The following is a 13,741-nucleotide window of genomic DNA, read 5'->3' on the forward strand; positions in this document are numbered from 1 at the left end:
CTTGGTGTCTATGGTGCGGTGGAACCACTCTGACCCATCCCGAACTCAGTTGTGAAACGCTGTCACGGTGAAGATACTTTAGGGGTAGCCCTACGGGAAAATAGCTCGATGCCAAGCTTAATCTTAAAAAGAAAGACAGGTAATTAATTTTACCTGTCTTTCTTTTAGTTTTAGTTTTACTCTTACTCTATTGCTTTCCAAGCTCAAACTTTTATACAGGGTTTACTACAGTACAAAGCACTGTAAGATAACAACTACACCTTGGAGCATTCAACTTTGCTCTATTTTTTGCTATGACGATCGCCATGACACTTAATGACGACCTAACTATCTTAGATATTGAATCAAATCCATTAAGTCCATTGGATTTGCCACCTGAAGATGAAATACCTCTTCCAGATCCTGATGAGATGTTAGTACTACTTAACTCAGTAACCGTTCTAGAAAGGATGCAAGCTGCAAGAGCTTTTTGTGAATTAGAAGATCAAAGGGCAATACCGCGTCTTATCGAATTGCTACAAGACGAATGTCCTCTAGTAAGAGTCAGCGCTGCCTATGCTCTCGGACGGAATAAGAGCGATGAAGCAATTAAGCCTTTAATTGATCAACTCAAACAAGATTGGAATGGATACGTTCGCAAAGGCATTGTTTGGGCTTTGGGAACTTGTCGCGCTACGCTAGGGTTAATGTCGCTTATTTCTGCTCTGAAGTATGATATTACGGCAGTACGTCTATGGGCAGCTAGTGCGCTTGGACAATTAGGCGATTTACAAGCAATTGAGCCTTTAACGGAAGCATTAACAAAAGATTCCATGTCTGCTGTGCGTGGGAATTGTGCATGGTCACTGGGTAAACTAATTGTGCAAATGCGTCGCGACTTTGATACTCAAAATGAAATTTATCATGATGCGGTTGATGCATTGATTTATGCATTAGATGATGATGACCTCAGTGTACAGACTGATGCTAGAAATGCATTGCGTAAACTGGGTGAACCGCGTGGCTTAAAGGTGCTAGATCGGATTGAAATGGATCAAGGTTATTGCGAATTTTAAATTGCAAATTTATTGGGAGCATTATAGTTATCTTGCTAAATTTGTGGGAAAAAGCTTTGACAATAGCGCGATCGCTGCTATAGTTAGTAACTGCATATATTAAATATGTTCTCGCGAATGTAGTTTAGTGGTAAAACCTCTGCCTTCCAAGCAGATGTTGCGGGTTCGATTCCCGCCATTCGCTTAAAATAAAAAAAGCTTCACATAGTGAAGCTTTTTTTATTTGATCAGATCGCGAATTACAATACTGGCTAGATTTAAGCCAAACAGAGCAGGTAAATAGGAAATCGTTCCGTAATACGATCGCTTAAAATTACTGCCATCGGTTAATTGTAGTGACTCCCGATTTACTAACTCTTCAGAGTAAACTGCGATAATGTTGGCATCGGCAAAACCCTTGCGACGTAAACCTTTGCGAATTTTGTAAGCAAATCTACAGCAATCAGTTTCAAAAATTGGTGCAATTCTTACCTTCTGGGGATCGACTCGACCACCAGCACCCATGCTGCTAGCCACTTTTACGCCATTGGTGGCGGCGGCACCAAGGAAATAAAGTTTGGGTTGCAGACTATCAATGCAATCTAGCACCCAGTCAAATTTAGTTGTTACTAGCTCCATCATTAAGTCTGGAGTCAGAAATTCTTTAATAACCGTTAATTGCATGTCTGGATTGATGTCATGCATTCTTGCTGCCATCACATCCGCCTTATGAATATCGATAGTGCTATTAAGCGCTACGATCTGACGGTTTTTATTGGAAGGATCAACGCGATCGCCATCGACAATAGTCATCTGTCCAATTCCAGCACGGCACAAGAACTCTGCGGCAAAACTCCCCACCCCGCCCATGCCAACGACTAAAACATTGGCACGTTTGAGCTTATTTAATCCGTCTGCACCAATTAGTAATTCTGTACGTTGTAACCAATCTGTCATGACAAAAATAAATGTGTAACTTTATCTAATAGAGTCGATACTTGGCGCTGCATCTACTCTTAATATGAGAAATAGAATACCTTTTGAGTCTTTAACTATGACTTTTCCTTCTCATGCGGCCCTAACCAAGGCTGAATTACTTGATCGTTATGCTAAAGGCGATCGCAACTTTGAGCAATCACATTTACAGGACACAGATATGCAAGGCGTATCATTGCATGGTATTGACCTCAGTGAATCAATCTTGACTCACATTAACTTTAGTGGTTCGGATTTGCGTGGGGCTGATCTTGGATGGGCAGATCTTAGTCGTGCTAATCTCGAAAAAGTAGATTTTCGGGGTGCAATTTTAACCAGAGCTGATTTAAGCTATGCTAACTTAAGAGGTGCAAACCTTCTGAAAGCTGATCTTAGCTTAGCTAAATTAGATCATACAAAATTGAGTGGAACTATCATGCCTGATGGTTCGGTTAATCAATAAAATCCGCACACTCTAAGTGATCAAAAAACTAACAACATCAGGGGATGTCAAAGTATCCCTCTGTTGTTGTCAATTGTTAACAAGGCATTTTTTACTTGAGTTTTTTCTTGATAAAGTCAACGAGTTGTTGGAATTGCTTCTGCTGAGATGCTATCTGTTGTTCTAACAGCTTTTGCTTAGTTTCTAATTCTTCGATGCGTTTAATGAGAGGGTCATCATTTCGTTCTTGCAAAAGTTCATCATTAGGTGTGCCTCGATCTAAGAGAGAGATAGGAGGACGCTTTTGTACTAAGACCATTGCTCGTTTGATCGCTGTGATCAACTCTTTCTGCTCAAAAGGTTTTTCAATAAATACTAGATATTTATCTTCAAATGGCTCTGCAATCTTACTGGTTACCTCTTCCTTTCGTCCAGACATCAAAACTAGGGGGATACGGCTAAGCTCGGCACTTTGCTGCAAAGTTTCATAAACCTCAAATCCACTCATCCGAGGCAGTAAAAAATCTAGCATGATCATCCAAGGCTTTTCTTTCTGGATCATCTCCAGCCCTTTGATGCCGTCGGCGGCCTCTAGCACCTCAAAGTTTGCTGGCGGGAGCATGTCACGCACCATGTTACGGATTACGCGACTATCATCAATTACTAGTATTTTGTGAGCTGCCACTGCTGATAACCCCTCAGTTATTTTGGTGAATAGAGATTTAGCTTGATTAGCTAGTTTTTTGGAAGATTACATCACTGTCACTGACAGAATAGTTGAAATTCTAAACGACAATGATAGCAAGCATATTTTAGTTTAATTAGACATTGTAATTAGCGATCTATTTTGGCTTGTATTAAATAGAAGCTTAGCAAGTAAATAAAAGCTTACTAGTTTTTTGTTAGATTTAGCTCTTAAACCCGCAATAATTTAGCATACAGCTACCCAAAAATTAGAGAATATCTCCTCATAATGGGATGGTAATTTTTAATAAAAAAAATCAGATTTGACGAAAGTCCAACATTGGTGAGCTTTCATCAAATCTTTAGTACAATGCTTTGCACTCAAACCCAAACCAAGAAAACTTTCAAAAGTGTTGCTTTGCAACACTTTTGAAAGTTTTCTTATGTTCGTTTTATTGGTAATTGCTGTAAAGCCCAGATTTTTTATGGTGCAGCTTTGCTGCACCATAAAAAATCTGGGCTTTATTTTGATGTGTGTCCTTTAATTTGGGTTTGCCAACAATAGCTGATGTTGATCCCTTGACTTGGTCTGTATAATCTCAAGTACAAAGATCGGGCATGGTTTAACTATGCATAGATTTTTTAGAATATTTAAGCGATCGCCCCATGCTAAAACTGCCAACTAAACCTAACCCAACCTTAATTAATCCAAGCCCCAAGAAGACTTCTGATGATAATGTACCAAATGGGCAAAAGTCAGTAATTGTTAAATTAGAAAATGTTCGCAAAACTTACACAAATGGTGCTGTCGGCTTACGCGACGTTAGTTTGGAACTCTATAAAGGTGACTTTAAATTTATTACAGGGCATTCGGGATCGGGAAAATCAACCTTACTGAAATTGTTGTATGGCGCTGAACAGGCTACAGATGGCGATGTAATTGTGAATGGGTTTAACCTAAATAATTTAAAAGGTAACAATCTTGCTATGTTACGCCGCAAGATTGGCATAGTCTTTCAGGATTACAAGCTTGTACCGCGCCGCACTGTCTCTGAAAATGTTGCTTTTGTCCTGATGGCTCAGGGGTATACCTACAAGGAAATCCAACGACGTGTGCAACCTGCGCTCAAAATGGTGGGGCTAATGCATAAGGCTGATTGTTTTCCTGAAGAGTTGTCTGGTGGGGAACAGCAACGGACAAGCATTGCAAGGGCGATCGTGAATACACCACCGTTAGTTCTGGCGGATGAACCAACGGGCAACCTTGATCCTGATAATGCTTGGCAAGTAATTAAAATCTTGAAAAAGCTGAACTCTTTTGGGGTGACGGTGCTTTTGACTACTCACGATGAGCAGTTGGTCAGAGCCGCTAACCATCCTGTCTTGAATTTGCAAAATGGTTACATCGTGTAATTATTGAGCGCAGGCTTTGCCTGCGCTCAATATAAATATTGAATACAAAAATGGTACAAAACGTCGTTCGCTTCTTTACTAAAATCGACTATCTGCTACGCGAGACTTTTTTAGGATTGCGGCGTGGCGGATGGATGAATTGGGCTGCTATTAGTACGGTGGCTGTGTTGTTGTTTTTGTTTGGCGCAAGCTTACAGATCTCTTGGCAACTGGAAAATGTATTAGGGCAACTAGGCAGTCAGTTAGAAATCTCGGTTTATTTGGATGAAAATGTGGTTGGTGAGTCGATGCAACCGCGCTTGCTGCTAGTGGATGGTGTTGCTGCTGCAAAGCTAATTCCTAAAGAAGATGCATGGGAAAATTTGATGAAGGATCTGGGTAAAAATGATCTTAATCAGGCAACACAACAACTTGGTGGCAATCCTTTAGTGGATGAGTTTAAGGTGCGGGCTGTGTCTAGCGATCGCGTGCCTGATATTGCCAAGCGGATCTCTGGCTTAAAGGGGGTCAATGAGGTTTGGTATACCAATGAAGTGGTGGAGCGCATCGGTCAACTCCGTCGCGCTTTGAGTAATAGCAGTGTGGCGATCGTGGCAATTTTTACGGTGATTGCGATCGCGGTTATTACGACGACGATTCGGCTAATTGTGTTGGCTCGACGGCGTGAAATTGAGGTAATGCAATTGGTGGGAGCTACGGCTGCATGGATTTATTTCCCATTCGTGCTGCAAGGCGTATTTTTTGGAGTTACGGGCGCTGGGACGGCTTATTTAATGTTGATGCTAAGTCTGAATCTTTTAGGTGATGCGATCATTAATCAACCTGAGTTAATTAAATCCCTAACTTTGGGTTTGACCACGGATTTGCGATCGCAACTGATTTTACCTGCAATATTAGTAGTCTTTGGTTCGGTGATAGGTGTATTAGGTAGTCTGCTAGCTGTACGTCGATTTTCTTTCAATTCATGAAGTTGGTTAGTCCTTCTGATTACTTATATCAATGTAAGTAAGTCTTACTTAGCACATAAAACCCAAAAGATGAGTGGCGGCGCTTCGCGCCGCCACTCATCTTTTGGATCAATTGCTGAGGCAATGCTTCTAGCGGACTCTACTATGCAATATGATATGATTCATCAAGTATGGGTATGTAGCTCAGTTGGATAGAGCATCAGATTCCGGTTCTGAGGGTCGGGGGTTCGAGTCCCTCCATACTCGTTGATAATCAAAGTAAATTTTGCTATGCACCGCAGGGCAAAATTTAAATGACAGCGTTTCACGCTGATGATAAAAATAAATCTTGCCGTGTAAAGCACAGCAAGATTTATTAGTAAACAAACTAAATTTTTAATCTATGGAACGTGGATTATTGTGGTTGCCGTTGCTGGTAGTGTTCTTTTGGCTGGCGTGGTCAGGATGGAATGAGTACCAAAAAATTGAGTCCTATAAACGTTGGGCTGAGCAATTTGAGCGTCATAAATATGACATCTATGCTGTATTGGGACAAAAAGGCGATCGCCTCACATGGGGACGACCAACCCGCAAAGATCCGCTAGATATTCAATCAGTTACTTTTCAAGACATTGCCCGTATTAGATTTCGGATTGACAGTAAGTTTTTTGATGCAAAAGATGCTGAATTTCCATTGAATGCTAAGAAAATTTCTCTGGAATTAGTGCTGAAAACGGGAGAAATGCCTAGCATTAGATTTACTGATATTGATATTGCAGCAGCTTGGTATCGCTTTTTGAGCGATCGCTTAGATGCTCTATAGCAACCCAAAAGATGAATGGCGGCGCGAAGCGCCGCCATTCATCTTTTGGGTTTTATATCATAAGCAAAACTTACATTGATCTAGCTCAACCTTAAGTTTTGTTAAGTCGATTTAAAGATTAATTTAACGATTTATGGTCGATCCAAGTATATTTACTTAGCTAAAGTTGATTCTTAACCTTGGTATAAACGTAACTTTAACTTCATCTCTTAGGCTTGAATCAAGTTGTGAGGGTTTACTTTGGAAGTTATTTTAGAAGTTACTTTAGAATTGGCAAAAGCGATCGCAGCTACATTGCTGTTACTTCTGCTAGGTGATTTCTTTTCAACATTTTTTTACCATGTTCCCGAACATGTTTTTGGTAAGTTTCACTCCATCGTGCATCATGGTAAAAACCGTAGCTTTCTACATTATGCAGTTTTGACCAAGAATCCTCTCGTGTTGCTAGATGGCATGTTAGGAGCAGTTCCTTACTTTATATTTACACCTTGGTTATGGCATTTATCAGCGATCGGTACGATTATTGGTCTGCTGTTGGGTGAGTTTCATGTGGTGTGGAGACATGTCTCAATCCTTGAATGGAAAACTCCAGAACCTTGGAAATCTTGGTGTGACTTGTTATTCATTACCACGCCTGAAAGACATTGGTTGCACCATCAAAATGCTTTTGCAGCCTATGGTGATATTTTCTCATTCTATGATTTTCCTGCTCAAAGGTGGTTAACTTTCTTGCGTTTTGTCCGCCGTAAATTTAAGCACTCAAATCAAATGTATGTGTAGACTCAATATTGTATCAAGCAGCTTAGTTTGATTGATGATTTTTGTAGAGTTAACTCATAAATTGCCACTATAAAAGATACTTCCTTCCTGAAAGATTAGACGTTGTGGCGCGAAGATCCACCTTAGTTAACGTGAGTTCGATATTGCCATTTGCGTCGTGCGAAGCACGACGCAAATGGCGAAAAATGGTAAGAATCGTTTAGCGATTCTTACCATTTTTCGCTTTTGTCGAACTGGCGTTAAGTTAGAAAGAGGGCTTGGAGACCAAGCCCCTACATATGTGTAAATGTAGGGGCTTGGTCTCCAAGCCCCAATCTCAGCGTTCCACTTTTGTCGAACTGACGTTTAGTTAAAACGTGAGTTCGATATTGCCATTTGTGGCGTGCGAAGCACGCCGCAAATGGCAAAAAATGGAAAGAATCGCTTAGAGATTCTTTCCATTTTTTGCTTTTGTCGAACTGACGTTAACCTACAGCAATTGCCGATCAAACGAAACACAATAAAAAATTTGAAAGCGTTGCTTTGCAACGCTTTCAAATTTTTTATTGGTTTGGGTTTGATCGCAAAGCGCTATAACTTGGTATTACGTGGGAAATACTTGCCCTAAAAGTTGCGATCGCTCTATGTATAGAGATATTTGAGAAACGATCGCCTTTAATAATTTCTCATCTAAATCTGAATAGGCAAGGGTAATTTCTTTGACATTATCTGATGTGATTGAAATATCTTGAACCTTACGATTTATTAACTGAAAAACGCCGCTTGTTCTTTTTTGCGAATCAAACATGGGAACAGCTAAAACTGAACGTGTGTGATATTCAATATCGTGATCAAAGGTCTTGTGATGTCGATATATGGCATCATCAGGGAGATCTCGCACATCAGATAAATTAAGCGTTTCACCTGTCATGGCAACATACCCGACGATACTATCTTGGTTGAGTGGCACGGCAAAGTTGACTAGTGAGCGATCGGGTTGAGAATCATTTTGAGAAACTTCAAAGCAGACTGTGTGGACTGGGGCAGAGCGATCAATTAAATAAATACTACCTGCATCACTTGCTGTCATTTTGCGAGTTGTTGCTAATACTGATTCTAAAAAAGTTCTTAGGTCATGGATGCTAGACAAAGATAAAGATACTGTCAACAGATCGTCAAGCAAGCACTTGTAATAACGCAATTGCTCTATTAATACCTGAGGATTCGAGGGGGAGATATCTTCAGATGGGTCTGGTTGCCAGCCTAAATCAGGAGTCATGGATGTCGCCAATATCTTTATAATGTCCCGCTCAGCACAAATAATACCAAATCTAAAAATGGCTCTGCCATTTTTAGATTTTAAAATCCTTACTGGTTTTGTTTTTAATTTATAAAAGTGTAACGACACTTTTATAAATTAAAAACAAATTCTTGAGATTTGAGTTTTAGCAGCACAAGCTATCCGAATAATACTAGCAAAATCACCTCAGAAAAACACTAAAAAAAGTAAATGGCAGTGCTAAGCGCTGCCATTTACTTTATTCTTCATCATCATCAAATTGCAGATCATCGATGGGATAAACATCTGGCCAAGCCGATGCACCATGCTCGTAAACATCAATGCCAATGCGGTCAGCTTCTTCACTGACTCGTAGTAGACCAACTGCTTTCAGTGGTACAAACATCAAAAATGAGAAGGCAACTGTAAAGAGAGCGATCGCCGCGATCCCACCAAGCTGTACGCCAAGCAAGTCAAAGCCGCCACCCAAGAATAATCCTGCTTTTTTGTTGATGGTCAGAGCGGGATGTCCTAACAAACCGACCGCGATCGTTCCCATCATTCCGCAAGAGCCATGTACTGCAAAAGCCCCCACAGGATCATCAATTTCAAACCACTCAATGATGTCCACGACGACGAGAACCATTACACCCGCGACTAAGCCAATCAGTGCCGCCGCCCAAGGCATAATATAGGCACAACCTGCGGTCACAGCTACTAAGCCTGCCAACGAGCCATTTAGTCCGCAGAATAAGTGCCATTGCTTAAATCGAAAGTAAATATAGAGCATGGCGGCTACTGCACCAGTCGAAGCTGCGAGGGTTGTATTTACCACAACTAAGCCCACTAGTCCTGTATTCTCTAAGGTCAGAGTTGAACCTGCATTGAATCCATACCAACCAAACCATAAAATCATTGTGCCAATTGTGGCATAACCAAGGTTATGGGCTGGAGGAATTTGTCCCCATACGCGATCGGGACGTGGACCGAGTAAGTATGCCCCAACTAGAGAAGTCCATCCGCCCACAGTATGGACAACGGCACTGCCTGCAAAATCATGGAAGTTGAGTTTGTTTAACCATCCGCCATTATTCCAAACCCAATGTACAACGATGGGATACAGCACAGCACCCATAATAAAGGCATAGATTAAATCGCCTTTAAATTCTGTCCGTTCCGCCATCGCTCCCGTGGTGATCGTACTTGCCGTTGCCGAGAAAGCGAACTGAAAAAAGAACAGCGTCAATGTGTTGATCGGGGCAGTGGAACCGCCCGAACCCATGGCATACTCGATCGCCCCATTATTTAAAGTAAAAGCATTACTTAAAAAGAAGCCATCTACTCCAAAAAATCCGTTACTAGTTGTGCCAAAGGCGATCGCAAAACCAGTAGTCCACCAAGCTAAAAGGGTAACAGCCGCATCAATAAAGTTCTCAGCAAGTGTATTTACTACCCCCGTCTGTCTGACTAGCCCAGCCTCTAGCATCGCAAATCCACATTGCATAAAAAACACTAAAAACCCCGTGATCAGCACCCAACTCGTATCAACAGATAGCTTTAGATCGCCTGTGCTTTTGGTTAAAGACTCTAGTGTGCCTGTCTCCACTGCATGGGCAATGGCGGGAGTAAATGCAGCAAATATTGCAGCCCCAATTGCGATCGCAAAAAAACGCGCAAAATAATTCTTTCTTTTTGTTGTGACTTTTGCCATGATTAGATCCATACACCGCTATTTGGATTGTTGAGCATTTATATCAACTCACAAGAGTATGACGACACTTTTGTGAGTTGCAAATCAAACCCAGCAAGGGTTTTAAAGGCATAAAATTGCTAAGCGATTTTATGCTTTGGTGTTAATCCGTCGCTTATCCCCTTGTTTACAATGCTTTGCGCTTAAACCCAAACCAAGATATTTTTTAAAAGTGATGCAAACCAACGCCTTTAAAAAATATCTTGTGATTCCGTTGGTTGATAATTGCTGTAAGTTGTCACAGATTATTTTGAGCAATAACAGGAAAGCTGTAAATTGCAAATTGGCGTAAGTTTAGCCCTGATTTCTTATACGTTTAAAGGATGATCTGTAAAAGTGTCGATTAGTACAGTCGGGCTGATGTAGGCAAAATATGGTCTGCGGTTTGGATAGGTACTTGTGATCACTGTCACAAGAGAGTTGTTACACGATCGCCTTCTTGTTGTGAGTTGAGTCACTACTTAATCCAGAAAAAAGGAGGATACTTTGGTCACTAGCGACGTATCTACATAATTTCTCCCCGCAAGAATGCCTCCTGCGGGTTTTTTATATCAAAAATTAGGAGTATAAAACCCAAGAATTGGTTGGCGGCGCTCCGCGCCGCCAACCAATTCTTGGGTTTTGATTCCAAGGATTAGCGGCGCGAAGCGCCGCTAATCCTTGGGTGAGCCTGTAGATATACTTTGCACTTCTTCTGATTTTGTTTGTAAACAATTCGTTACAATACTATTTAGAAAGCTACCACCTCTAAGAATTATGTATTTAACATGGCTAGACAGTAATTCATGGTTGATCGAGATTGCAGGTAAACGCATTTTGCTCGATCCTTGGTTGGTTGATGCGTTGATGTTTGGCAATGCTGCATGGTTTTTTAAGTCTGAGCGTCTTACTCCGAGAGAGATTCCCCAAAATATTGATTTGATTTTGCTGTCACAGGGGTTACCAGATCACGCCCATCCCCCTACTCTTAAGCAACTCGATCGCCAAATTCCTGTAGTTGGTTCGCCAAGTGCTGCCAAATTAGTCAACGAACTTGGCTATGCCCAAGTTACGGCTCTTGCCCATGGTGAAATATTTAGTATTCCTAACCTATTGGAAATCAGAGCCGTGCTAGGTTCACCCACTGGGCCAACCACTATGGAGAATGGATATATTCTCCGAGATCTTGTAGAAGGAACTTCTATTTATTACGAACCTCATGGCTACCATGCGGCGGCAATTCAAGAATTTGCGCCTGTAGATGTGGTGATTACGCCCATGATTGATTTGAAATTGCCGCTGGTTGGTACGGTAATCAAGGGGCAGCAAGGTGCTGTGCAGGTAGCAAAGTGGCTCAAGCCTCAAGTAATGTTGCCAACCGCCGCAGGTGGTGATTTGACCTATAGCGGGGTCTTGTTAAATATCTTGAAGGCGGAAGGATCGATGGATTCTCTGCGATCGCTATTCACGGAAAATAATATTTCTACGCAAGTGATTGAGCCTAAGCCTTGGGAACGTTTTGAGGTCAAGCTCCAAAAATTAGCCGTCACATAAAAAAGGGAGCGCTTAGCGCTCCCTTAAGAAAAGAAAGGAGCGCTTAGCGCTCCTTTTTTCTTAGAATTTGACTGAGGCAGTTTTCTTTTCTGGAAGTTGCGTGTATTCCGCGACGATTTTGCGGAATTCTTCACCGTCTAGGGTTTCCACGTCTAACAGAATATCCACTAGGCGATCGCACAGATCGCGATTTTCTTCGATCAAACGTTTTGCTGTGTCGTAACAAGTTTGAGCAATAAGACGGATTTGCCGATCAATGCGATCGCCTAATTTGACTGAGTAATCGCTTTGAGGCATAAAGTTACGCCCCAAAAATACTTCGCCGCTTTCGGATTCTAAAGCGCCCAATCCTAAATCTGACATCCCGAATTGAGTCACCATTAAGCGAGTTAGCCTTGCGACTTGTTGAAAATCTCCCGATGCGCCCGTAGTTATTTCGGCATCACCAAAGACCACTTCTTCAGCAGCACGACCACCAAGCATCATCGTAATTGTATCGAGAATCTGCGATCGCGACTCTAAGCCATATTCTTCATCGGGAACGCCCTTGGCAAAGCCGCCGATACCGCCAGAACGAGGCACAATCGTAATTTTGTCGAGCAAAGATGCATTTTTAAGCAAAGTCATTACTAGGGCATGACCTACTTCGTGATAGGCGACCAAACGTTTTTTGGAGCTATCGAGCATCGGCTTCATGCTTAGTCCGATGGTAATGCGATCAATTGCATCGGCAATTTCTAATTCACCGATCGCTTCTTTATAGCGTCGGGCTGCTAGGATGGCTGCTTCATTGAGCAAGTTTGCCAAATCGGCTCCTGCAAATCCGGGGGTTAAACGCGCCACCGATTCGAGAGAAACATTTTCCTCTAGTTTCTTATTGCGGGCATGGACTTTGAGGATTTCTTGACGACCTTTGTAGTCGGGATAGTCCACGGTGATTTGGCGATCAAAACGACCGGGACGTAGCAAAGCGCTATCCAATACATCTGGGCGATTGGTTGCGGCGACAACAATCACGCCTGAATTACCCTGAAACCCATCCATTTCCGTGAGCATTTGGTTGAGGGTTTGTTCGCGCTCATCGTTACCGCCACCGATACCAGCGCCCCGTTGCCGACCGACCGCATCAATTTCATCGATGAAAATGATACAAGGTGCATTATCTTTTGCCTTTTGGAATAAATCGCGGACGCGGGAAGCACCTACACCCACAAACATTTCCACAAATTCTGAGCCTGACAACGAGAAGAATGGAACCCCCGCCTCTCCTGCGATCGCCTTAGCTAATAGAGTTTTACCTGTGCCGGGAGGTCCAATCAGCAATACGCCCTTAGGGATTTTTGCCCCCACGGCTGTAAAGCGATCGGGCTGTTTAAGAAATGTAACAACTTCCTGTAGTTCTTCCTTCGCTGTATCAATGCCAGCCACATCTTCAAACATGATTCCCGTCTTTGCTTCGGGCGAGAATCTTGCTTTCGTTTTACCAAAGCTGAGAGTTTGTCCGGGTCCCCCAGGAGCATTGCTAAGGCGACGTAACACCATTAACAATATAAAAATCAACAGCATCGGTACAAAAAATGTACTGACTAGTTGCCAAATTAAGGTTGGTTGCTGAGGGGCTTTTACCGCAATATCGACATTATTTTCCCTGAGAGCTTTCATCAACTCGGTATTGCCATCACGGGCAATTAAGTCAACCCTGACTTTGCGCCCATCTTTTAAAACTGCTTCCGCCGCTAAACCGTTACTTTCGAGATCAATTTTTTGAACACGATTTTCTTTCACATTTGAAAGTAGCTCGGTATAGCCCATCGTCGCTGCATTATCTGTATCAGCACGAGCAGCCGTTGGCACTGCGATCGCTACACTTTGCAATATTGCTAAACTTACGACCGTCGTTTTGACGCGCCGCCAAAAGGTTGCCAAAAAGATTTTTTTACCAGAAGACATCACTGCCTGTCGCTCCATAACCCTGTCGATGCGGTAATCGGTTGACTCTTATTATCTACTAGTCTAGTGCATTGGCAAAAAAGCTGTCATAAAGTCAGCAGTTCTCATTGTATAGCTATGTAAGAGATAGCTCGGACAAAAATCAAAACCCA

Annotated in this window: 12 protein-coding genes, 2 tRNA genes and 1 rRNA gene; 10 read left to right on the plus strand and 5 right to left on the minus strand. The window is 42.1% G+C overall.

What is annotated here, in order from left to right:
* From rrf to VB775_RS18255, 3 genes are all read left to right on the plus strand, one after another.
* Positions 1–117, plus strand: a 5S ribosomal RNA gene (gene rrf / locus VB775_RS18245).
* Between the two features lie 176 nt (positions 118–293).
* Positions 294–1,055 carry a HEAT repeat domain-containing protein gene (locus VB775_RS18250; protein WP_407072935.1) on the plus strand — a complete coding sequence of 254 codons (762 nt, stop codon included), beginning with the start codon at positions 294–296 and terminating at the stop codon, positions 1,053–1,055.
* 113 nt (positions 1,056–1,168) lie between these two features.
* Positions 1,169–1,239 (plus strand) — tRNA-Gly (locus VB775_RS18255).
* A gap of 35 nt (positions 1,240–1,274) precedes the next feature.
* On the opposite strand, the gene VB775_RS18260 is transcribed toward VB775_RS18255, so the two are convergent.
* Entirely contained in the window at positions 1,275–1,991 is a 717-nt protein-coding gene (locus VB775_RS18260) for a tRNA threonylcarbamoyladenosine dehydratase (RefSeq protein WP_281006266.1), read from the minus strand.
* Positions 1,992–2,088: 97 nt separating this feature from the next.
* On the opposite strand from VB775_RS18260, the gene VB775_RS18265 reads away from it, so the two are divergent.
* The gene (locus VB775_RS18265) at positions 2,089–2,472 is read left to right on the plus strand and encodes a pentapeptide repeat-containing protein (protein WP_094531921.1); all 384 of its coding nucleotides are present in this window, start codon (positions 2,089–2,091) and stop codon (positions 2,470–2,472) included.
* Positions 2,473–2,563: 91 nt separating this feature from the next.
* Here the strand turns inward: VB775_RS18265 and VB775_RS18270 are convergent, their stop codons facing one another.
* Positions 2,564–3,136, minus strand: a complete 573-nt coding sequence (locus tag VB775_RS18270; protein ID WP_281006265.1) for a response regulator — start codon at positions 3,134–3,136, stop codon at positions 2,564–2,566.
* Between the two features lie 665 nt (positions 3,137–3,801).
* Between VB775_RS18270 and ftsE the strand changes: the two genes are divergently transcribed.
* The 5 genes from ftsE (at position 3,802) to VB775_RS18295 (ending at position 7,098) form a co-directional block, all read left to right on the plus strand.
* Entirely contained in the window at positions 3,802–4,548 is a 747-nt protein-coding gene (gene ftsE, locus VB775_RS18275) for a cell division ATP-binding protein FtsE (protein WP_281006264.1), read from the plus strand.
* A 50-nt stretch (positions 4,549–4,598) separates the two neighbouring features.
* Positions 4,599–5,516 (plus strand): cell division protein FtsX, encoded by a 918-nt coding sequence (locus VB775_RS18280; protein ID WP_281006263.1) that lies wholly within the window; start codon positions 4,599–4,601, stop codon positions 5,514–5,516.
* Between the two features lie 172 nt (positions 5,517–5,688).
* Positions 5,689–5,762, plus strand: a tRNA-Arg gene (locus VB775_RS18285).
* Between the two features lie 136 nt (positions 5,763–5,898).
* Positions 5,899–6,318 carry a hypothetical protein gene (locus VB775_RS18290; RefSeq protein WP_281006262.1) on the plus strand — a complete coding sequence of 140 codons (420 nt, stop codon included), beginning with the start codon at positions 5,899–5,901 and terminating at the stop codon, positions 6,316–6,318.
* 240 nt (positions 6,319–6,558) lie between these two features.
* Positions 6,559–7,098, plus strand: a complete 540-nt coding sequence (locus tag VB775_RS18295; protein ID WP_281006261.1) for a sterol desaturase — start codon at positions 6,559–6,561, stop codon at positions 7,096–7,098.
* Between the two features lie 583 nt (positions 7,099–7,681).
* Here VB775_RS18295 and VB775_RS18300 read toward each other — a convergent pair.
* On the minus strand, positions 7,682–8,356 hold the full coding sequence (locus VB775_RS18300; RefSeq protein ID WP_281006260.1) for a GAF domain-containing protein: 675 nt from the start codon (positions 8,354–8,356) through the stop codon (positions 7,682–7,684).
* A 259-nt stretch (positions 8,357–8,615) separates the two neighbouring features.
* Positions 8,616–10,067 carry an ammonium transporter gene (locus tag VB775_RS18305; RefSeq protein ID WP_281006259.1) on the minus strand — a complete coding sequence of 484 codons (1,452 nt, stop codon included), beginning with the start codon at positions 10,065–10,067 and terminating at the stop codon, positions 8,616–8,618.
* 795 nt (positions 10,068–10,862) lie between these two features.
* On the opposite strand from VB775_RS18305, the gene VB775_RS18310 reads away from it, so the two are divergent.
* Positions 10,863–11,639, plus strand: a complete 777-nt coding sequence (locus VB775_RS18310) for an MBL fold metallo-hydrolase (protein ID WP_281006258.1) — start codon at positions 10,863–10,865, stop codon at positions 11,637–11,639.
* A 60-nt stretch (positions 11,640–11,699) separates the two neighbouring features.
* Here VB775_RS18310 and ftsH read toward each other — a convergent pair whose 3' ends face one another.
* A complete protein-coding gene (gene ftsH / locus VB775_RS18315) occupies positions 11,700–13,589 on the minus strand; it encodes an ATP-dependent zinc metalloprotease FtsH (RefSeq protein ID WP_281006257.1) in 1,890 nt (629 codons plus the stop codon).
* Positions 13,590–13,741: the final 152 nt, after the last annotated feature.

It is taken from the genome of Pseudanabaena sp. CCNP1317 (genome assembly GCF_034931345.1).
Taxonomy (GTDB): Bacteria; Cyanobacteriota; Cyanobacteriia; order Pseudanabaenales; family Pseudanabaenaceae; genus Pseudanabaena; species Pseudanabaena galeata.